We start from the raw sequence: 20,602 nt of genomic DNA, 5'->3' as shown, positions 1-20,602 counted from the left end.
CTGCTGTTCATGGACATCCTGCTGATCACGATCCCGCCGCTGGTGCTGTACCTGTTCTTCAACCGCCAGATCGTCGCCGGCATGACCTCCGGCGCCGTCAAGGGCTGACCACCGCCCCCACCGCCCCACCCGGGCGACGACCGACGACGACCGCCGCCCTCTCCCCGACACACGTGAGGACACGAAGCGCATGAGCGCCGTTCCCGCTCGCCCGACGTTCGAGCACCACCGAGAGGCCCTCGGCATCGGTGAGGCCGCCCCGCGGATCTCCTGGCGGACCGCCGCACCGGCCGGGTGGGTGCCGGCCGGTCACGAGCTGGAGGTCACCCGCAACGGCACCGTGGCGAGCACCGGCCGTGTCTCCTCGCCCGACTCGGTCCTGCTGGCCTGGCCGTGGGAGCCGCTGCGCTCGCGCGAGGCGGCGAGCGTGCGGGTGCGGGTGTGGGGGGAGGGCGAGCGGGAGCCCTCGCCCTGGTCGGAGCCGGCCACTGTGGAGACCGGCCTGCTGCGGCCGGAGGAGTGGACAGCCCTGGCGGTGGGCCCGGCGTGGAAGGAGGACCCCGACTCCGACCGCCGTCCCCCGCTGCTGCGCCGCGAGTTCCCCCTGGACCGCCCCGTCCGCTCCGCGCGCCTGCACGCCACCGCGCACGGCGTCTTCCGCCTCGAGGTCAACGGCCAGCGCGTCGGCACGGACGAGCTGGCGCCCGGCTGGACCGTCTACGGCGAGCGACTGCGCTGCTCCACCTACGACGTCACCGATCTGCTGCGAACCGGTCCCAACGCGATCGGGTCGTGGCTCGCCGACGGCTGGTACCGCGGCAAGCTCGGCTTCCACGGAGGGCACCGGAACCTCTACGGCACCGACCTCGCGCTCGTCGCCCAGCTGCACGTCGTGTTCGAGGACGGCACCGAGGAGGTCGTGACCACCGACGAGGAGTGGCGCGCCGGGTTCGGGCCGATCCTGTTCACCGGCCTGTACGAGGGCGAGCGCCACGACGCCCGCGAGCTGCCGCGCGGCTGGTCCGAGCCCGGCTTCGACGACACCGCGTGGAGCCCGGTGCGCACCGCACCGGTCGACGCCACGCGCTTCGTCACCCCCCAGGGCCCGCCGATCCGCTGCACCGAGGAACTGCTGCCCGTCGGCGTGGAGGCCAGGGGCGACGGGCGCTTCCTGCTCGACTTCGGGCAGAACGCCGCCGGCCGGCTGCGCATCCGGGTGCGCGGGGAGGCCGGCCGGACCGTCACCCTCACCCACGCCGAGGTGCTGCAGGACGGGGAGCTGTGCACCCGACCGCTGCGCGGCGCGGCGTCGCGCGACACCTTCACCCTCGCGGGAGGAGGGGTGGAGGAGTGGGAGCCCGCCTTCACGATCCACGGTTTCCGCTACGCGCAGGTGGAGGGCTGGCCGGCGGCGACGATCGAGCCCGGTGACGTCGTCTTCCGCGTGCTTCACTCGGACCTGCAGCGCACCGGGGAGTTCTCCTGCTCCGACCCGATGGTGGAGCGCTTGCACGAGAACGTCGTGTGGAGCATGCGCAGCAACTTCGTCGACATCCCCACCGACTGCCCCCAGCGCGACGAGCGCCTCGGCTGGACCGGCGACATCCAGGTCTTCGCCCCCACCGCCGCCTTCCTCTACGACTGCTCGGGGTTCCTCGCCTCCTGGTTGCGCGACGTGGAGGCCGAGCAGCTCGAGGACGGCACCGTGCCCTGGTACGTGCCCGTCATCCCGGGGGACTTCTGGACCCCGCCGAAACCCGGGGCCGTGTGGGGCGACGTCGCGGTGCTGACGCCCTGGGTGCTGTTCGAGCGGACAGGTGACGCCGGTGTGCTCGCCGCGCAGTACGACAGCGCCCGGCGCTGGGTCGACCTCGTCGAGCGCCTCGCCGGGCCGGAGCGCCTGTGGAACAGCGGCATCCAGCTGGGGGACTGGCTGGACCCGGCCGCCCCGCCCGAGTCGCCGGCCGACGCCCGCACCGACCGCTACCTGGTGGCGACCGCCTACTTCGCCTGGTCCGCCCGCCACCTCGCCGAGACCGCGCGCGTCCTCGGCCGCGACGCCGACGCACGACGCTACGCCGCGCTGGCCGACGAGGTCCGCGACGCCTTCCTCGCCGAGCACGTGCGCGAGGACGGACGGCTCAGCTCCGACGCGCAGACCGCCTACGCCCTGGCGATCCGCTTCGGGCTCCTGACGGGGGAGCAGCAGCGGGTCGCCGGCGCGCGGCTGGCGGAACTGGTGCGCGAGGCCGGTGGTCGCATCGCCACCGGTTTCGCCGGGACCCCGGTCATCTGCGACGCGCTGACCCAGACGGGGCACCTGGAGGAGGCGTACCTCCTGCTGCTCGAGCGCGGCTGCCCGTCCTGGCTGTACCCGGTCGGGATGGGGGCCACGACGATCTGGGAGCGGTGGGACTCCATGCTCCCGGACGGCACCGTCAACCCCGGGGAGATGACCTCCTTCAACCACTACGCCCTCGGAGCGGTCGCCGACTGGCTGCACCGCGTCGTGGCCGGTCTGGCGCCCGACGAGCCCGGTTACCGCTCGATCCTCTTCCACCCGCGGCCCGGGGGCGGCCTGACCTCCGCCGCCGCCCGGCACCTCACCCCCTACGGCACCGCCTCGATCGAGTGGACGCTGCAGGAGGGCGGGTTCGCGGTGACGGTGCAGGTGCCCACGGGGGCGACCGGCCGCCTGGTGCTGCCCGACGGGGCCACCGAGGAGGTGCCCGCGGGCACCCACCGCTTCACCTGCGGCGCCCGCGCGGCCGACCCGGTGGGGTGAAGGCGACCCGCGTGGTCGGTCGGGGGTGACATAGTGTTCACCGCTGCACGTCGGGGCACGGAGGTGGCATGCGCACGGGCATCAAGGACGTCGCGCGGTTGGCCGGTGTGTCGATCGGCACCGTCAGCCACGTCCTCAACCACCCCCAGCTCGTGTCCCCGGAGACGGCCGAGCGGGTGCGCGAGGCGATGCGGCAGCTGGGGTACGTGCGCAACGAACCGGCGCGCCAGTTGGCGCTGCGGGGCCGCAGCGAGCTCATCGCCGTGGTCCTGCCCACCATCACCGACCCCTTCTTCCTCGACGTCGTCCACGGTGCCCAGCAGGCGGCGGCCCTGCACGGGCTCGAGGTCATGGTCACCAGCAGCGAGCACGACGTGCAGCGCGAGCACCGGCAGCTCGAGACCCTGGAGCAGCGGCGGGTCCGCGGCGTCCTGCTCAGCCCCGCGGTCGACGCGTCGCTGGAGGGCGTGCGGGCGCTGCAGGAGCGGGGGACGCCACTGGTGCTGGTGGGGCCCGTCTTCGGCGAGCACCCCCTCTGCTCGGTCTCCATCGACGAGCGTTCCGGCGGCCGTCAGGTCGGCGCCCACCTGGCCGCGGCGGGGCACCGGCGCGTCGTCTTCGCCGGGGCGCCGCTGTCCGCGCACCACGTGCACGAGCGGTGCGCGGGCCTGGTGGAGACCCTGCCGGGGGCCGACGTGCGGGCCGTCGACGTCTCCGGGTGGCAGCCGGGCGGCGGGCTGCCGGCGATCCGGGAACTGCTGGACGCACCGGCCCGGCGGCGCCCGACCGCGATCGCGTGCGCGAACGACCTCATCGCCCTGGAGGCCCTGGCGGAGTGCGCGCAGCGCGGTCTGGCGGTGCCGCAGCAGGTGGCGGTCGTGGGGTACGACGACATGCCGTTCACCCGTTCCGCCGCCGTCTCGCTCAGCACGGTGGCGCAGCCGCAGCAGGAGATGGGTCGGTGCGCCACCGAACTGCTGCTGCGGGAGGACGGCGACGGCGCCGGGCACGAGCACGAGCGCGTCGTGCTGCAGCCGACGGTCGTGGCGCGGCGCACCAGCGACCGCGTCCTGCCCGCCCGCCGCGCGGAGGTACCCGCGTGCGAGTGCGTCGGAGGTTGACACCCGGAACCCCGTGCTTCGAAACTGCGAGCACGCCGTCACCGTCTTCACGCCGCAGACGCCGGCCCGGCAGATCGAGCACGCGCTCAACCGTGTCGCCGATGCGCAGGCCGGCAACGAGATGGGGCGTGAGCGGTACGCGTTCCTGTTCCAGCCCGGGACCTACGGCAGCGCCGAGGACCCCCTGCAGCTGCGGGTGGGTTACTACACCGAGATCGCCGGTCTGGGGGAATCGCCCTCGGACGTGACGCTCCACGGCAAGGCGGAGGTGTTCGACCGCTGCTTCGGTCCCAGTGCCGACACGTCGCGCAACGCGCTGACCAACTTCTGGCGCACCGTGTCGGACCTGCGGATCGGGGTGGACTCGGCGGCGCAGGAGGGTTGCCGCGCCGGGACGAACTTCTGGGCGGTCTCACAAGCGCTCTCGATGTGCCGGGTGGAGTTCACGTGGGCAGCTGTCCCTGATCGACCACTGCTCCACGGGCCCGTCCCTGGCCAGCGGCGGCTTCATCGCCGACTCGAAGCCGCAGAACGTGGTGGGCGGCTCCCAGCAGCAGTGGCTCACGCGTGACAGTGAGGTGGCCGGCTGCTCCAACGGTGTCCGGAACCAGGCCTTCTCCGGGGTCGAGGGGGCGCCGGCCACCGAGGCCGGTGACGCCCCGCCCTACCCGGTCCAGGACCGGACGCCGCTGAGCCGGGAGGAGCCCTGCCTGTTCGTGGACGGAACCGGTGATCACCAGGTGCGCGTCCCGGCGGCCCAGCGGGGTTCGCGCGGCGTCACCTGGGACGGGGGGGGGGGCAGACGCCGGGGCGGCCGGTGCCGCATCGTGGTCGAGCGCGCCCGCACCGTCGTCCCAGGGGGTGAGGCACGCCACCCTCGATTCCAGGCGCGGCGCCGTCCCGCTGACAGTACGCCTCTCAAGCGTTCGAGGTGCCCCGCGCCGCGGGGGTCCGCTCGCGCCACCTCTACACCGTGAACCTCACCGCAGGCACGCTCGACAGCGTCGTCGACGGCGTCGGAGCACCGGTGACCCGGCAGCAGGCCGGGCAACCGAGCTACGTCCTCGACCACCCCTGACCGTCCCGGAAACCGCGGGGGAGGATCGCGCGCTGCGCGGTCCGCCCCGTGCGTTCCGCCGGGGCACGGCCGACGGGTACCGACGGTGACCGAGATCGACCCTTGCCGTCGCTGTGGGTATGCTGTTGACTCGTCACCGGCGGCCTGAAGCGCTTCAAGCGAAACCGCCGTTCGACGCGGCGAAGGAGCCCTCGACGGCTTCCCGCCCCCGCCGGTTCGAGGAGGAACTGCCGTGACGACCCACCACACCGCCCGACGTCGGGCCGCTGCGGCGGCGCTGTGCGCCGCCGCAGCACTCACCCCCTGCGCAGGTGCCCACGCCGCGCCGCCGCCGTCGGAGACGTCCGCCGGAACGCGACCGGGCGAGCACGCCCAGCCCTGGCGCGATGCGACGCGCTCCCCGGCGTGGCGCGCGGACGCGCTGCTGCGCGCCATGACGATGGATGAGAAGGTCACCCTCATCCTGGCCACGAACGACGAGGACTTCGACCCGCTAGCCCACCTGGGGATCCCGCAGATGCGGCGCGTGGACGCCTCCGGCGGGCTGCGCGGGGACACGGGGGTGACCGCGTTCCCCGCCCCCAACGCCCTGGGGGCCACGTTCGACACCGCGCTGGCCGAGCGCTACGGACAGGCCGTCGGCGCCGAGGCTCGCGCCAAGGGCTGGAACGTCGTGCTCGGCCCCACCCTGGACGTCGACCGCAACGGCCTCTCCGGCCGCGCCGCCGAGGGGTACGGCGAGGACACCCTCGTCAACGGCGAGATGGGCGCTGCGGTGGCCCGCGGCCTGGAGAGCAACGACGTCATCGCCATGCTCAAGCACTTCACCGTGTACAACCAGGAGAGCGGCCCGCGCGAGACCCTCGCGGTCGACGTCTCCGAGCGGGCGCTGCGCGAGGTCCACTACCCGGCGTTCGAGAAGGCGATCCGCGAGGGCGGCGCCGACTCGGTGATGTGCGCCTACCCGAAGGTCAACGGCGAGTTCGTCTGCCAGAACGAGGAACTGCTCGCCGACCTCAAGCAGGACCTCGGCCTCGAGGGGTACGTCGCCACCGACTTCAACCCCCGCACGGACCCGGTGGCGGGAATCAACGCGGGCGTGGACTCGCAGTCCCTGTTCCCCGGCACGCCCCGCGAGGCGTTCTTCGACGGCCGGATCCCCCAGGAGCGGACCGAGGACGCGGCGCGCCGCGTCCTCGTCGCCCTGTTCGACTCCGGCGCCTACGACAACCCGCTACCCACCGCGATCCCCGACGTCGTCACCACCGACGAGCACCAGCGCCTCGCCCGCGAGACCGGGGCCGCCGCCAGCGTCCTGCTGAAGAACTCCGGTGCGCTGCCGCTGTCGAAGCGGGACAGCGTCGCCGTCATCGGTCCCGCGGGCAGCGACGCGATCACCGGCATCGAGGGTTCCTCCTACGTGGACCCGGGCGACTTCACCACCCTCGCCGAGGCGGTGCGGGAGAAGGCCGGTGCCGAGCTCACGACGGTCTCCCAGGGGTCGCTCGGCGACGTGGCGCTGCCCACCGTCCCCGCGTCCGCGTTCACCGCGCCCGGCGGGGAGCAGGGCCTGCAGGCCGAGTTCTTCGCCAACCCAGACTTCCAGGGTGCTCCCGTCGCCACCACGACCACCCCGAACGTCGACTTCAGCGGCGCCGCTCCCGTCGGCGGCCTGCCCGCGCAGTGGTCGGCGCGCTTCAGCGGGACGATCACCCCCACTGCCACCGGGCTGGCGCGGTTCTCGTCGCTGCTGTCCGGGTCGGCGAAGGTCACGGTCGGCGGTGAGACCGTCTTCGACGGATCGCGTTTCATCTGGGACTTCTTCTTCGCCCCGCAGGAGTACACCCTGGGCGGCACCGTCCCGCTCACCGCGGGAGAGCCGGTACCGATCACCGTGGAGTACTCGACCCGCGAGGCCGGGTTCTTCGGGCCGCGACTGACCCTCGGCTGGCAGCCCGAATCGCTCATCCCGGCCGCGGTGGAGGCGGCGAAGGAGGCCGAGACCGCGGTGGTCGTGGTGAACGAGCTGACCGGTGAGGCGGTCGACCGGCTGGGCCTGCGCCTGCCCGGCGACCAGGACGCGCTCATCGAGGCCGTCGCCGCGGTGAACCCGCGCACGATCGTCGTGCTGAACACCCCCGGGCCCGTGCTGATGCCGTGGCTGGACGACGTCGAGGGCGTCGTGCAGAGCTGGTACCAGGGTGAGGCGGTGGGCACCGCGACCGCGGACGTCCTGTACGGCGACGCGGAGCCCGGCGGGCGGCTGCCCGTGACGTTCCCCGCAGCCGAGGGGCAGGGACCGACCCACGACACCGGCGCCAGCGTCGAGTACGACGAGGGGATCCACGTCGGCTACAAGTGGTACGACCAGCAGGACGAGGAACCCCTCTTCGCCTTCGGGCACGGTCTGTCCTACACGACCTTCGAGCACCGCGACCTGCGCGCCGGCAGCCTGGACACGCGCAAGGGCGAGCACGAGACCGCGTCCGTCCGCGTGCGGGTGCGCAACACCGGCCAGCGCGCAGGTTCCGACGTGGTGCAGGTGTACGTCGGTCACCTGCCGACCGACGCGGTGGACACACCGGAGAAGACATTGGCAGGTTTCGCGAAGGTCGCACTGCGGCCGGGGGAGAAGCGCGACGTGCGCGTCGAGCTGGACCGGCGGGCCCTGTCGTACTGGGACGAGGACGCCGACCGCTGGGTCACGCCGACCGGTGAGGTCCCCGTCTACGTGGGCCGTTCCGCGGCCGACGTCGACCTCGTGGGCAGCATGACCGTGAAGTAGCCGGTGTCGGGCGGCAGTTCACCCCCGTGCCTCGCGTGCGGGCCGTGGCTGCTGCCCGCCGGCGACGCACGGGTCGACCGAGTGGCCGTGCTGCTGACGCCGCGGTCCACGCCGGTCCGGCAGTGCGCGGTGGCCTGCGCCGCGTCCGCGGTGACGCAGGCACCCCGGGCGCCGGTGAGGCGGCCCTCAGCGCGTGCTTCCCGGCTCCTCCCATCGCTGCGCGCGTTGCGGGTGTCCTCACCAGTACGACGGGTCGGTCACGCAGGCGAAGCACGCAGGCGAAGATCGAGGGCACCTACCGACGAGCCGTTGCAGGAATGGACGGGAGACTTCGGCGTGCCCCGCTGAGCCAGGCGCAACCCGGCCCGCATGGCCGTCGACACGGGCACTCGGCCCCGCCGGTCTGCTGCACGATCAGGTCACACTGTCACCTGATCGTGCAGCAGACCCGTCGTCGGGCGCAGGTGAGCGCGACGGCCGGGCGAGCCAACGCGGTGATCGTGCAAGAACTGGTGTCGTAGCGCAGCGCCAGGCGCTTGTAGGCGAGCAGCCAGCTGGTGGTGCGCTCGACGACCCATCGGCGGTGACGAGCACGTGGTACTCAGTGCCCAGCTTGCCTCTGGCGGTGGGGTTGCGCCTCGTCAGCGCGTCCCCCCTTCTTCGCGCGGACGCGAACGCTCCAGCATCGACGGCCATGCCGAGTTCAGCCGTGCCGCGGTGACAGCGTGCTCTCCTCATCGCCTCGCGCTCGAGGTCATCCCCCGAAGGGGTCGATGGCTGCGCGCAAGGCGTGGGCGGCGTCGTGCGTGACGGGATCTCCGTGACCGAAGCCGACGGTGCCGACGTCGAGTGCGGCGAGTCGCTGCAGCGATCGCCACGCCAGGTCGCGGTCGAGGTTGAACGGGCCGAGGATCACCTGTCCCTGGTGCTCGGCGATGGTGTCCCCGGTGATGAGCACTCCCCGCTCAGGCAGGTGCAGGGCGAGGCTGCCTGGAGTGTGCCCCGGTACTGCTAGGACCACGGCACCGCCGGCGACGTCGAGGACAGTGCCGTCGCTGAGTTCGCGGTGGACCGGGCTCGCAGGGGCGGGGGAGAGGTCGGCGGCGGCGACCCGGTGCAGGGCCCGCTCGGGTTCGGTGAAGTTCGGTGGTGGGCCGGGCACGTCACCGCGGATGAAGGGGGCATCCCCTGCGCCGGCCAGCACGGTGGCCCCGCTCCAGTCGGCGAGGTCGGCGCAGGATCCTGCGTGATCGTCGTGGAAGTGCGTCAGGACCACGGTGTGCAGGGCACTGCGGTCCACCCCGATCCGCGCCAGCGCCGCTTGGATGGCGGGTGCGTGGCCGGCGGGGCCGGTGTCGACCAGGACCGCGCCGTCGGCGTCGGCGATCAGGTAGGCGTTGGCGATGCCCAGCCGCAGGTGGTGCACGCCTGCAGCGATCTCCGTGGTGTTCATCGTCTGACGCTACGAACTCGTGGCCGGACCGTCCGCAACCTCTCCTGAGAGGAGAAGCGGTCATGTCGACGACCTCCGTGCTTCAACGTGTGCAGCCTGATCGGCCGCCGTGATCGCGCGCTGAGCGCGTCACGAGCGTGCGGTGGGGCTCCCTACTCCGTCGGTCGGTTCGCTCCTGCGTCGATCGTGCACAGCTTGCTCCCCGCACTGAGCTCGTCCAGGCGGACCCGCAGGGCAGCGGTACGCGCCTCTGCTTCCTGGACCAGGGTGGCAGCGACTCGGGCCCAGTCCGCGGGCTTCGGGTCTCGGGGGACGGTGGAGAACAGGTCGGCGATCTCCCGCACGGTCAGGCCGACGCGTTGGGCGAGTTTGGCGACCTTGATCAGGCAGGCGGCGTCGTCGTCGAAACGCCGCTGCCCACCGGCGGTCCGGTGGGCGGTGATGACGCCGTGCTGGTCGTAGAAGCGCACTGCTGAGGGGGCGACACCGGCCTCGGCAGCGATGTCGCCCCCCGTTCGCGAGTACCTCGACGGCGAGGTGGGGTGCGCGCTGGAGGTCGTGACGACGCTCGCCCCAAGGCTCATCGCCAGCGTCCGCGACGCCCGGGTGGGCCGGGCAGTGGCGGACTGGGTCGCTGCCCGCACGGCGACGTCCTTCGACGTCGACCTGATCGACCTGGCCGAGGTCGACCTTCCCGAGGATCGGCTCCTGCAGCCTGGCGGCGGCGTCCCCACACCGATCACCGACCGGATCGCTGATGCTCACGGGTACCTGGTCGTCACGCCGGAGTACAACCACAGCTTTCCCGCGAGCTTGAAGCGGGCGATCGACTGGCACTGCGGGGAGTGGATGTTCAAGGCCGCCACGGTGGTCTCCTACGGCGCGCAGGGCGGAGGGCTGGCGACGGAGCACCTGCGCGGGGTCTTCGCCGAACTGCACGTGGTCACCACCCGCCGTGGTCTGGGGCTGCGTGCCCCGTGGACCCACCTGCAGGAAGGCGTGTTCGCCCCGCCGGAGGGGACCTGCGAGGTGCTGGACGGTGCGCTGGTGGAGCTGGGGTGGTGGACGCGGGCGCTGCGGCGCGCTCGCGCCGAGCACCCGTTGCCGCGATGAGCGGGTCCACGGTCTCCAGCGGCCCGGCGGGGGTGAGCACCCGCACGTTGCCCGGGGCGCCCGCCTGGCCGCGGTGGGGTTCTTCACCCTGGCCTCCGCGCTGGTCGGGTTGGCGTGGGACGTGGCCTCAGTGATCACCTTCCGGGTCCTGCAGGGCCTGGGTGGTGGGTTGATCAACCCGGTCGGTCAGGCCATCGCCTTGCGGGCAGTGCCCCACAGCGCTCGAGGTCGGGTGATGGCTCTGCTGGGGTTGCCGGTGCTGATCGGACCGGTGCTGATCGGACCGGTGCTGATCGGACCGGTGCTGGGACCACCGCTGGCCGGGTGGCTCGTCGACGGCGCGTCCTGGCGGTGGGACTTCTGGATCAACGTGCCGGTCGGTCTGCTGGCGATCGTCTGGTGCCGGCGGGTGCTGCCGCGGCATCGGGGACAGGCGCGGACCCCCGCGCCGGTGGACTGGCCGGGCCTGGCGATGGTCTCCGCAGGTAGCGGGCTCGGGTGGTCCTGCCGCCGCCGGGAATTCCGACCATGAGGACCGCCGTCGCCCGGCTCGCGAGCTCGCGCCCTCACCTCGTACCGGCCGCGCCGCGGGATCGGCGTGGGCGCCGGATCGCCCCGGCGGAATGATCGCGACTGCTACGACCTCCCCCGACTGATCGGGCCGGCCCAGGACGCTGACCCCGAGCAGGGTGCTGGGAGCGTCGTGGTCGCCGCAGGCGGCTCCGCACTTGCTCGACCTGGTGGTCATCGACATGACTGCGATGTCGTCTACCTGGCCGGGAGCGCTGGCGAGCGGGGAGGCCCAGGGGAGTGCCGATCGCTCGCACCCCCGTCGGTGGACGGCAGCCGTGGAGGCCCTGCAGGTGGCTAACCCACCTCTACCCTTCGCTCGTGCGTGTTCCGATCTTCCAGCTCGACGCCTTCACCACCCGCCGCTTCGCCGGCAATCCCGCCGCGGTGGTGGTGTTGGACGCCTTCGGCGACGACTCCTTGCTGCAGGCGGTCGCCGCGGAGAACAACCTCGCCGAGACGGCGTTCCCAGTGCGGTCCAGCGACACGCCTTCGGGGGGCCGTTTCCGGTTGCGCTGGTTCACCCCGACGGTCGAGGTACCACTGTGCGGGCACGCGACGCTGGCGGCAGGCGCCGTCGTCGCCGAGCGGCTGGAGCCCGGACGCAACAGCGTCGTGTTCGACACCCTCAGCGGGCCGCTGAGGGTCCAGCGGGACGGCAGTGCCTACCGGATGGACCTGCCGGCCCGCACGGTGCGCGCCGTGCCGCCACCGCCGGGGTTGTCGGCTGCGCTGGGCGTCACCCCGACGCAGACCGCCGGTGACGGCGGAAACTACCTCGCCCTGCTCGCGGGGGAGGCTGAGGTCCGGTCCCTGCGGCCGGACCTCGCTGCGATCGCCCGCCTTGACTGCCGCGGGGTCGTGGTGACCGCTCCGGGGGAGGGCCGGTACGACTTCGTCAGTCGGTACTTCGCGCCGGCCAAGGGCATCCCGGAGGATCCGGTGACCGGCGGCGCGCACTGCGCTCTCGTGCCCTTCTGGGCGGCGCGGACCGGCCGGGACACCTTCCTGGCCCACCAGGCCTCGCGGCGGGGCGGTGAGCTGGCCTGCCGACTGGTGGGTGATCGGGTTCAGTTGACGGGTTCGTGCGTGTTCTACCTCGAGGGTCACGTCGAGCTCTGAAACCACCGGCCCGGCGAACCCGCGGCCGTCGACACGACCGGTGGATCGGATCGCTGCTGTTCGTGGTGCGGGCGGACGTGATGCAGCAGCAGGTCGGGGACGCCGAGCAGGCGCTGGGCCCGGGGCGATGGCCTGCTCCACGCGGGTCACGGCGTCGGTGGCGCGGCTGGTGGAGGTGGCGGTGAGGGACAGGCAGCACTTGGTGACGTGGTCGATGACCGCGCACAGCCGCCAGTTGCCGACGGTGGCGGTGGAGACGCCGTGACGGCCGGCGGCCTCGACCACGGTCAGCTCCCCGGCCGGGGTCTTGAGTCGAGAATCTGGCAGGGCCGGGACTGACAACTCGTTTCACTATGAGTTGCGGGTCTGGTGAAGTCATCGCAGCCTGGACGCATGACCGAGGACGCGCTGCCCGAGCGGGTCGCGGAGTTGGTGCCGGGCGGGCTGTGGGAGCGGGTCCAGCCGCTGCTGCCGAAGCGCCCGCCGCGCCGGCACCGCTACCCCGGTCGCTTGCCGCGCGATGACCGCGTCGCGCTGGCCGGGATCGTGCACGTACTGATGACCGGTTGCACCTGGGGACAGGTTCCTACCGAGCAGTTCGGTTGCTCGGGGGTGACGTGCTGGCGCAGGCTGCGGGACTGGACCGAGGCCGGTGTGTGGCCGCGGCTGCATCAGGTGTTGCTGGAGGAGCTGCGCGCGGCGGGCAAGCTGGACCTGGAGACGGCGGTGGTGGACGGCTCGCACGTGCGAGCGCTCAAAGGGGGGCTCACACCGGCCCTTCACCGGTAGACCGCTCCCGCACCGGATCGAAGCACCACCTGCTCACCGATGCGAACGGCGTTCCGCTCGTCGTGGCGCTGACTGGCGGCAACCGCCACGACGTGACCCAGCTGCTACCCCTGGTCGACACCTTCCCGGTCGTGCGCGGCATCCGCGGTCGTCCTCGCCTGCGCCCGCGCTACCTCTTCGCTGACCGCGGCTACGACTACGGCTTCTACCGCAGGGCCCTGCGGGCGCGCAGCATCGTCCCGCGCATCGCCCGGCGCGGCATCGCGCACGGCTCCGGCCTGGGGCGCACCCGCTGGGTCGTGGAGCGCAGCTTCGCCTGGCTGCACCAGTTCAAGCGCCTGCGCATCCGCTACGAGGTCCGCGCCGATCTGCACCTGGGCCTGTTGCAGCTGGCGTGCGCCTTGATCTGCTACCGCAAGCTGCCGCCGTCATAGTGAAACGAGCTGTGAGCTGGCACGGCAGCGATGCTGCAGGAATCCGCATGAGCAGCTGGCCCGACCGCACCTACCCGAGCGAGTCAACCGGAGCCGGGGCAGACCCCTTCACCTTGCCAGGTGCCAGCCCGTCGAACGTCAGCCCCGTCGAACGTCAGCCCCGTCGAACGTCAGCCCCGTCGAACGTCGGCAGCCTCGAACGCATCGCTGCGTCGAGGCAGACGCAGCAGCAGAGAGCTTTCGAGTCGGCCGCCGACCGTGCACCTGCCGCCCGTCCGTGGTCCGCTTGTTACCCGGTCGTCGACTGGTGCTCACCCGGCGGTCAAGGCCAGCCACGCGAACACCATCATGACGAGTACCACCAGGCCGGACAGGAGGACGAGCACTCGGTGCTCGAGCACCACGGCGGCGAACTCACGCAGGTACGCGCTGGGCCAGTAGTACAGCGCGGTCGGTGCTCCGACCGCTTGAGCGTCGATGCCGAGTCGACGGGCGAGCATGGCCGCGCGAGGAGCGTGGTAGTCGTTGGTCACGATGAGGTAGGGCTCAGCCACCCCGTTGCGTTGCAGCAGTTCGACGCTGTAGCGCAGGTTCTCCCGCGTGGTGCGGGCACGGTCTTCCACGAGGATGCCCTGCGCGTCAACCCCGTGCTCGCGCAACCAGCGGGCCATGGCCTCGCCCTCGGGAAGCGGCTCGTCGCTCCCGCGTCCGCCGCTGGGCACCAGGACCGGCCTTCCGTCCGGCCCCACCCGCTCCTCGGCCGCAGCCGCGGCGCGGCGCAGGCGGGCGGCGAGCAGCGGGGAGACGCCTCCCCTGACCAGGCCGGCTCCCAGCACGATCACCGCCTGCGCGCGGGCTCGCCGGGCCAGGCGTGCGTACAGCGCGGTGTGCACCGCGAACGCCAGGAACAGCAGGCCGGCGCACGCCTGCGCGGTGAGCAGGCCCACGGCCAGGGTGCCGGTCACCGGGTTCTCGTGACGCACCAGCACGATGAGGACGACGGGCAGCAGGAGCAGGGCCAGTCCCGTCAGGAGCGAGAGCGCGTTGCCCAGCGAGTGGCGCTCCCGGCGCACCATCAGCACCCCGTCGGCGAGCAGCAGCAACGGCAGCAGCAGCAGACCGAACCCGACCACGCCCAGCACCACCAGACGCACGACGTCGGCCGCGGCCTGCAGGACGCGTGAGGACGAGGTCAAGAACACGAGGAAACCCAGCAGGTAGTGCGCCAGCAGGATCACCAGGAAGCCGTTGCGCAGCGAGCGCGGATCCCGCCTCAAGGACCACACCAGCAGCCCGCCCACGGTGAAGACGCCGGCGGAGGCGATCAACGCCTGTACGAGGAACTGCGCTGTGGCGCTCACCCGACCGACCCTAGTCGCCGCAGCCACGGCACGCGGGAGGAGCCAGCGGGGGGCCAGGCTCGAGCGGGGCTCCACCCGCGCTGGGCCGAAGGGTCGCATCAGCAGGCGGGGAGGGACGCGGCAGCGACTGTGCACGGGCCGGGGGCAGCCCCTAAGTTGAGCAGGTGCCGACCCTGAGGAGGTACCGCCTCGTGAGCAGGTGGGTCCGGGCGCTGCCTCTGCTGCTGGCAGGTGCACCCCGCTGGGTCCTCCTCCTCGTCGGCGTCGTGACCACGACGCTCGGCGTGCTCCTGGTGGTGCGCCCCCTGAGCTCACTGACGCTGCTCGGGGTCTGCATCGGCGTCAGCTGCCTCGCCTGCGGTGTCGGTGACCTCCTCTCCCACCGGCAGGGTGCTGGGACGCGAGGGCTGTTCACCGGGATCGCCTGGGTCCTGGCAGGTGCGGCGGTGCTCATCTGGCTCGGTCGCAGCCTGGAACTGCTCGGGCCCTGCGTGGCTCTGCTCCTGATCGGGGCCGGAGCCGCCGACCTCCTCGGCGCGCGGCGTGGTCCGGCGTCCGAGCGGGTGCTGGCGGGCGCGACCGGGCTCTCCCAGGTGGCCTTCGGTCTGGTCGCCCTGTTGTGGCTGGACGCGACCCTGCTGGTCGTGGCGTTCCTGTTCGGCGTGCGCACCGCCGCCTTCGGCCTCTCCCTCCTCCGGCGGTCCGCCGTCCCCGGACGGCACCGCCCCCTCGTCGAGGACCCCTCCCCACACCGCCTTCGTCGTCCCGGGCTGCGGTGGGTGTCGACCGCCGTCGTGCTGGTCCTGGCGGGTACGACCCTCGCCGTGAGCACCCAGCTGCGGCAGGGGATCCCGGTGCTCGACGGCTTCTACGACGCCCCGGAGAACGTGCCGGACGAGCCTGGGCAGCTGCTGCGGGTGGGGCCCTACGACGGGGACCTCCCGCCGGGGTTGAGCGCGCAGCGGATCCTCTACACCACGACCGCCGACGATGGAGTGCCCGCCTTGGCCAGCGCGGTCCTCGCGGTGCCGTCCACCGCGCCCGGTACGGCGACCGGTCGCCCGGTCCCGCTGATCGCCTGGGCGCACGGCACGGTCGGTGTCGCCCGCGCCTGCGCACCCAGCCTCGGGCGCGACGCCATCTCCACCGAAGGCATGCCCGCGATGGACTCGTTGGTGCGCCACGGCTGGGGCATGGTCGCCACCGACTACACCGGGCAGGGAACCGAAGGTGACTTCCCCTACCTGATCGGCCAGGGCGAAGGACGCTCCGTCCTGGACGCCGTACGCGCCGCGCACCAGGTCGACGAATCCGTCCTCGGCGTCGAGCTGGCCCCGCAGACGGTGATCTGGGGCCACTCCCAGGGCGGGCACGCCGCACTGTGGGCGGGACAGCTCGCCCCGACCTACGCCCCCGACCTCGACGTCGTCGGCACCGCCGCGCTCTCGGCAGCCAGCGACCCGCTGGCCCTGGCCGAGGTCGTCACCGCCCACCCCGGGGCTCTCGGCGCCAGCCTGGGCATCTCCTTCGTCCTCGCCGCCTACAGCCGGACCTACCCCGACGTCTCCCTCGCCGACGCCACCCCCGCCGCCCGCACCCTGGTGCGCGAAGCCGCCGCTCGGTGCACCAGCGAACCGGGAACGCTGGTCACCGTCCTCACCGGGGTCGCCGTCTCCCGCGACACCCCGATCCTCGCCCGGGACCCCTCGACAGGAGCGGTCGGGCGTCGGCTGCGGCAGAACGTCGCCACCGGGCCCTGGTCGGCTCCACTGTTCCTCGCCCAGGGGAGCACCGATGAGGTCATCCCCGCCCGTCTGCAGGACGGCTACGTCGCGCGGCTGTGCGCGGCCGGCCACCCCCTGCGCTACACCCGCTACCCGGACCGCTCGCACATGGGCGTGCTCGAAGCCGACTCCCCGCTGCACGCCGATCTCGAGCAGTGGACACTCGACCGGTTCGCCGGCGCACCCCAGAAGGACGACTGTCAGTGACACGGCGGCGTCATCGGTCCCTCATGTCCTGAGGGAGCTGAGGTAGGTGGTGCGCGGGATGCGGTCTCCGATGCCCTGATGAGGCCGGCGGGTGTTGCACGTCTGGCGGAAGAGGCTGCACTCCACGGCCAAGGCGTCGCCATCGGTCAAACGGGTGCGGTAGAGGTGGTCGTACTTCGGCGTGCCGAAGGAGCGCTCGACGACGTCGACGCTGCCGCGGTCGGCCCGCAGGTCGGGCAGGCCCAGCAGGCGCTGAGCGTGGGCGACAGCCCGCTCCACGCAGGCCACGGCGTCGGCGCCGCGGCTGGTGGGAGTGACGGTCAGGGCCAGGCAGTACTCGGTGACGAAGTCGATGACCGCGCACAGCCGCCAGATGCCGCCAGCAGCAGTCTCGATCCCGGAGAAGTCCAGCTGCCAGACCCGGTCACGGACGGTGGGTGGGTCGCGGAAGACCTGTCGGCGCAGTCCCCAGGCGGGCCGGTCGGCGGCGTACTTCGCTGCGGTGGCTTCGATGGCGTCGACTCGAGGTGAGGGCCACGGCCCTTTCGCGGGGATGAGGGCTGCGGGCGTACCCGCCGCCGCTCCTCCTGCGACCCGGTGCTGCCGCCGGGGCCGGGCGGGCGTGGGCGCAGTCCTTCTCGGCCGGCGGTGATGAAGCGGTCTCGCCAATCGCCGACGGTGGCGGCGCAAACTCCGTGGCAGCGGGCGGCCTCGACCATGGTCAGCTCCTCGGCCAGGACCGACAGCACCACGGAGACCTGCACCTCGATTCCGACCGAGTGCGGCGCTTCGCGGCTCACGGAGCTGCCCCGCAGTCGGTCAGGGGATGGCGGTGCTGAAGAGACCCACAACGAACCTGGCGTCCAGGCACGCCAGAAAGTCCGACTCGCCACAGAGGACCACCATCGAACGCCTGTTCCCCTGAGCCTGGGGCGAGGCCGTCCTCGACGTGGTCGAGGGACTCCCCGGGCCGCTCCGCGACGGAGCACTCGTGCCGTTGTCCGGCCGGTGTGGACGCAGGCGACGCCTGGGCGGGAGCACCTCGTGGCTCGGTGGCGCCGCAGCGCGAAGGCCAGCCCGACCGGTGCTGGACTGCTCTGCCGACGTCGCGGTCATGGCGATGTCGTGTCGCTTCCGACCGCGTGCTCAAGCTCAGCGACGGCACGATCCCCGAGCCGTGCGATTCGTACGGGCGATCAGCGCTCCGCCGACCGGTCGCCGGGTGCCAGCGATCGGTCGTCCAGGTCGATGCGCACCAGCGGGCTGCCCGCGATCCAGTCCTCAGCTGCGCCGACGACGCCCTGCACGCCGCCGCGGTTGTCCGGATGCCGGAGCTCGTCGACGATCTCTCGCAGCACCCGCTCACGCTGGGCCGAGTCGGTCACGGGAACGCCGGTGGCCGGCAGGTCGGCGCGCAGACCGTTCTTCAGGTGGACGACGATCCTCGGGTGCACCAGCACGTTGGCGTGCCAGTCCCGCCGGGCCGGGGCCGTGGTCAGGTGCAGCTCGTCGCCTGCTCGGTAGAACCAGGTTTCGATCCTGTGCGCGCGCCCGGAGCGGGCGCCGGTCGTCGTGAGGTCGATCGTGCGGGCTCGGGCGCTGGAGCACCGGTCGAGGGACAGAGCCGCCCTGATGACCTCGCGATCAGGCCGGGGATCGAGTCGGGGATCGAGTCGGGAGTCAGGCATCGACCGTCTCCGCCGCCGGCAACGCCGGGCCCAGCAGCAGGCCCCCGTCGACCACGAACTCGGCGCCGGTGACGAAGCTCGCCTCTCGCGAGGTCAACCACAGCAGCATGTCGGTGACCTCACGCGGCTGTGCCAGGCGCGGCACGGCGAAGGCGTCGGGTGAGTAGGCGTCGGCGATCGCGGTGTCGGATCCGGGCACCGGGTCGTGGACGAACGGGGTGGAGACGACTCCCGGGTGCACCGAGTTCACCCGAATGCCGTCACGGCCCAGCTCCAGCGCGGCGGTCCGGGTCAGGCCGCGGACGGCCCACTTCGAGGCGGTGTACGGCGCGAAGCACGCCGTGCCGACGTTGGCCATCGTCGAGACGACGTTGACGATGCTTCCTCCGCCTGCACGACGCAGGGACGGGGTCACCGCCCGGATCCCCAAGAATGGGCCGGTGGTGTTGACCGCGAACGCACGCGACCAAGCCGTCGGGTCGGTGTGCTCGATCGGCGCGGGCGGCGTTTGCAGCCCGGCATTGTTGACCAGGACGGTGACCGGCCCGAACGTCTCCTCGGTGGCCGCGACCGCGCGCGTCCAGTCGCCGGGGTCGGTGACGTCGAGGTGGACGAACGTCGCTCTCGCACCGAGTTCATCGACCAGGGCCTGCCCGGCGTCGTCGCGGCGTCCGGCGACCACGACGCGAGCGCCTCCGGCGTGGAAGCCGCGGGCGTGGGACGACCCCATGCCGCCGGTGGCTCCGGTGATCAAGACGATGTCCTGGCTGAAACGCATGTCCACTGTCGATCCTCCCATGAGGTGAGTTAGTCGACTCGCCTCATGCAGGGTGACCGACCCGGCGGAGTGAGTCAAGCGACTCACCACCCGGTATCGTCGCCCTGTGCCCGGTACGTCCTCGTTCCACCAGCAGGTCGCCGCTGACAAGCGGGCCGCGATCCTCACCGCCGCCACCGCGCTCTTCGGGGCCCAGGGGTTCGCCCGCACCTCCCTGGCGCAGATCGCGACCGCAGCGCAGGTGTCGAAGGCCACCTTGTTCAAGCAGTTCCCCACCAAGGACGCCTTGTTCGACGCGATCGTCGACGAGGCGTGGACGCCCCAGGTGCGACTGACCGCGCAGCTCGACCCCACCGACCCGGAGGCCGGACTCCGGGCACTGGGCACCGTGTACGCCGACATGCTGGGCCAGCCGAGCATGGCCGGGCTCTACCGTCTGGTCATCGCTCAGGCGCCGTCGTCTCCCGAACTCGGGCGCCGGCAGTTCGACCTCGGCAAGCTGCCGTTCTTCGAACAGGTGCGTCGCTACTTCCACGCCGCCGCGGACGCCGGCTCGTTGAACGTCCAGGACCCGACGATGGCGGCGACCCAGATGCTCGGCATGATCTCCAACTTCGTGCTGTGGCCCAAGATGTTCCTCGCCGACTGGAACCCCGACGCCTCTGCGGTCGCGTACGCGGTGGAGGAAGCCGCCCTGACCACGCTCGCCCGCTACGGCAAGCGGTAGCCAGTACCGGGCGATGCCACCCGCGACCGCGAGGGAGCTTCGACCGCTGGCCGACTCCACGGACATGGCGCCTCGTGGACGTCCGCCGATGCGCCCGTGGTCCAGCGGTGAGATGCCGACCACCGGCGCACCGCTGACCCGTCGGGTCACGTGGCCTCGTGAGCAGAAGTCGTCAAGGCGTCGCGCACCACGGGGAAGAGGTCTCCCCAGCACCGAACGATCTTGCCGTCGGCAATCCGGTACATCACCAACTCCTGCACGCTGATCCTGCGGCCGGTGGGCGCGATACCGCTGAAGGGCGCGGTGTGCGTTCCCCGACCGACGAGCCGGGCGGCGATCGCGTCCGCCTCGACCACCAGGTGCTGCAGCTCCCAGTGGTAGTCGGGGAAGGCGACGCACACCGCCCTGACGCCGTCGATGTAGGCAGCCAGCCCGTCGACCGGTCCCGACCCGCTGACCTGCTCGGAGACGAACTCGCCGAGCCCGTCGACGCGGTGCTCGTTGCAGCAGGCGAGGTAGCGCTCGTAGAGGGCGATCACACCAGCGCGTTCGAGTCCCATGCAGGCATGGTCACACAGCACGGCGCTGGCGCACGCCGCTCCCGGCCGCGCGCAGGCGGTAGACGCACGCTCACCCGCAATCCGCGCCGTGACGGCCACTTGATGATCTCGCTCTCATGTCGGCGGTCTCAAGGGGTCAGCGCAACACTTCCTCGATCGGGTGATTCGGGGAGGTTGTCGTGCCGCGTGGGGACTTCGAGAAGCTGACACCGTTGATGATCGAGGCGGTCTGGAACAAGCTGCGATC

General features: G+C 72.3%; 17 protein-coding genes and 4 pseudogenes. 11 read left to right on the top strand and 10 right to left on the bottom strand.

Annotation, left to right across the window (positions count from 1 at the left end):
- The 5 genes and pseudogenes from ACRYR8_RS17740 to ACRYR8_RS17720 form a co-directional block, all read left to right on the top strand.
- Positions 1 to 108: pseudogene (locus ACRYR8_RS17740) on the top strand (carbohydrate ABC transporter permease); the annotation flags it as partial.
- Positions 109 to 190: 82 nt separating this feature from the next.
- Positions 191 to 2,785 (top strand): family 78 glycoside hydrolase catalytic domain, encoded by a 2,595-nt coding sequence (locus ACRYR8_RS17735; RefSeq protein ID WP_432485684.1) that lies wholly within the window; start codon positions 191 to 193, stop codon positions 2,783 to 2,785.
- 68 nt (positions 2,786 to 2,853) lie between these two features.
- Positions 2,854 to 3,906, top strand: coding sequence for a LacI family DNA-binding transcriptional regulator (locus ACRYR8_RS17730; RefSeq protein ID WP_432485683.1), 1,053 nt, complete (start codon positions 2,854 to 2,856; stop codon positions 3,904 to 3,906).
- A gap of 13 nt (positions 3,907 to 3,919) precedes the next feature.
- Entirely contained in the window at positions 3,920 to 4,477 is a 558-nt protein-coding gene (locus ACRYR8_RS17725; protein WP_432485682.1) for a hypothetical protein, read from the top strand.
- 739 nt (positions 4,478 to 5,216) lie between these two features.
- Positions 5,217 to 7,769, top strand: coding sequence for a beta-glucosidase (locus tag ACRYR8_RS17720; protein WP_432485851.1), 2,553 nt, complete (start codon positions 5,217 to 5,219; stop codon positions 7,767 to 7,769).
- 427 nt (positions 7,770 to 8,196) lie between these two features.
- Here the strand turns inward: ACRYR8_RS17720 and ACRYR8_RS17715 are convergent.
- From ACRYR8_RS17715 to ACRYR8_RS17705, 3 genes and pseudogenes are all read right to left on the bottom strand, one after another.
- Positions 8,197 to 8,364, bottom strand: a pseudogene (locus tag ACRYR8_RS17715) (IS5/IS1182 family transposase); the annotation flags it as partial.
- A gap of 159 nt (positions 8,365 to 8,523) precedes the next feature.
- Positions 8,524 to 9,222, bottom strand: a complete 699-nt coding sequence (locus ACRYR8_RS17710; protein WP_432485679.1) for an MBL fold metallo-hydrolase — start codon at positions 9,220 to 9,222, stop codon at positions 8,524 to 8,526.
- Positions 9,223 to 9,374: 152 nt separating this feature from the next.
- The gene (locus tag ACRYR8_RS17705; protein WP_432485678.1) at positions 9,375 to 9,692 is read right to left on the bottom strand and encodes a MerR family DNA-binding protein; all 318 of its coding nucleotides are present in this window, start codon (positions 9,690 to 9,692) and stop codon (positions 9,375 to 9,377) included.
- Between the two features lie 31 nt (positions 9,693 to 9,723).
- Here ACRYR8_RS17705 and ACRYR8_RS17700 point away from each other — a divergent pair, with 31 nt between their 5' ends.
- Entirely contained in the window at positions 9,724 to 10,335 is a 612-nt protein-coding gene (locus tag ACRYR8_RS17700) for an NADPH-dependent FMN reductase (protein WP_432485677.1), read from the top strand.
- A 73-nt stretch (positions 10,336 to 10,408) separates the two neighbouring features.
- The gene (locus tag ACRYR8_RS17695) at positions 10,409 to 10,867 is read left to right on the top strand and encodes an MFS transporter (RefSeq protein ID WP_432485850.1); all 459 of its coding nucleotides are present in this window, start codon (positions 10,409 to 10,411) and stop codon (positions 10,865 to 10,867) included.
- 90 nt (positions 10,868 to 10,957) lie between these two features.
- Here ACRYR8_RS17695 and ACRYR8_RS17690 read toward each other — a convergent pair.
- Positions 10,958 to 11,053 (bottom strand): annotated as a pseudogene (locus tag ACRYR8_RS17690) (RidA family protein); the annotation flags it as partial.
- A gap of 173 nt (positions 11,054 to 11,226) precedes the next feature.
- On the opposite strand from ACRYR8_RS17690, the gene ACRYR8_RS17685 reads away from it, so the two are divergent.
- Together ACRYR8_RS17685 and ACRYR8_RS17680 are read left to right on the top strand one after the other, a co-directional pair.
- A complete protein-coding gene (locus ACRYR8_RS17685; protein WP_432485675.1) occupies positions 11,227 to 12,027 on the top strand; it encodes a PhzF family protein in 801 nt (266 codons plus the stop codon).
- A gap of 393 nt (positions 12,028 to 12,420) precedes the next feature.
- Positions 12,421 to 13,250, top strand: a protein-coding gene (locus ACRYR8_RS17680; protein WP_432485674.1) for an IS5 family transposase whose coding sequence is annotated in 2 segments (ribosomal slippage) — positions 12,421 to 12,784 and positions 12,784 to 13,250 — 831 coding nt in all. Because the reading frame shifts where the segments join, the coding sequence is not laid out codon by codon here.
- A gap of 311 nt (positions 13,251 to 13,561) precedes the next feature.
- Here the strand turns inward: ACRYR8_RS17680 and ACRYR8_RS17675 are convergent.
- Entirely contained in the window at positions 13,562 to 14,611 is a 1,050-nt protein-coding gene (locus tag ACRYR8_RS17675) for a YdcF family protein (protein ID WP_432485673.1), read from the bottom strand.
- A gap of 191 nt (positions 14,612 to 14,802) precedes the next feature.
- Here ACRYR8_RS17675 and ACRYR8_RS17670 point away from each other — a divergent pair, with 191 nt between their 5' ends.
- Positions 14,803 to 16,602, top strand: coding sequence for a lipase family protein (locus ACRYR8_RS17670; RefSeq protein ID WP_432485672.1), 1,800 nt, complete (start codon positions 14,803 to 14,805; stop codon positions 16,600 to 16,602).
- A gap of 21 nt (positions 16,603 to 16,623) precedes the next feature.
- Here the strand turns inward: ACRYR8_RS17670 and ACRYR8_RS17665 are convergent, their stop codons facing one another.
- The 4 genes and pseudogenes from ACRYR8_RS17665 to ACRYR8_RS17650 all read right to left on the bottom strand — a co-directional run bounded on the left by ACRYR8_RS17665 (position 16,624) and on the right by ACRYR8_RS17650 (position 19,068).
- Positions 16,624 to 17,271 (bottom strand): hypothetical protein, encoded by a 648-nt coding sequence (locus tag ACRYR8_RS17665; protein WP_432485687.1) that lies wholly within the window; start codon positions 17,269 to 17,271, stop codon positions 16,624 to 16,626.
- Positions 17,271 to 17,321, bottom strand: a pseudogene (locus tag ACRYR8_RS17660) (hypothetical protein); the annotation flags it as partial. The pseudogene ACRYR8_RS17660 and the gene ACRYR8_RS17665, both read right to left, overlap by 1 nt.
- 477 nt (positions 17,322 to 17,798) lie before the next feature.
- Positions 17,799 to 18,290 (bottom strand): nitroreductase/quinone reductase family protein, encoded by a 492-nt coding sequence (locus ACRYR8_RS17655; protein WP_432485671.1) that lies wholly within the window; start codon positions 18,288 to 18,290, stop codon positions 17,799 to 17,801.
- A complete protein-coding gene (locus ACRYR8_RS17650) occupies positions 18,283 to 19,068 on the bottom strand; it encodes an SDR family oxidoreductase (RefSeq protein ID WP_432485686.1) in 786 nt (261 codons plus the stop codon). Before ACRYR8_RS17650 ends, ACRYR8_RS17655 begins: the two co-directional genes overlap by 8 nt.
- Before the next feature lie 106 nt (positions 19,069 to 19,174).
- Here ACRYR8_RS17650 and ACRYR8_RS17645 point away from each other — a divergent pair, with 106 nt between their 5' ends.
- Positions 19,175 to 19,795, top strand: a complete 621-nt coding sequence (locus ACRYR8_RS17645; RefSeq protein WP_432485670.1) for a TetR/AcrR family transcriptional regulator — start codon at positions 19,175 to 19,177, stop codon at positions 19,793 to 19,795.
- A gap of 146 nt (positions 19,796 to 19,941) precedes the next feature.
- Here the strand turns inward: ACRYR8_RS17645 and ACRYR8_RS17640 are convergent, their stop codons facing one another.
- Complete coding sequence (locus ACRYR8_RS17640) at positions 19,942 to 20,355, bottom strand: ester cyclase (protein ID WP_432485669.1); 414 nt, start codon at positions 20,353 to 20,355, stop codon at positions 19,942 to 19,944.
- Positions 20,356 to 20,602 lie beyond the last annotated feature (247 nt).

This window comes from Kineococcus esterisolvens, assembly GCF_050871405.1.
Taxonomy (GTDB): Bacteria; Actinomycetota; Actinomycetes; order Actinomycetales; family Kineococcaceae; genus Kineococcus.
Note: the sequence above shows the minus strand (reverse complement) of the source record. Positions and strands in the feature narration are given on the sequence as shown.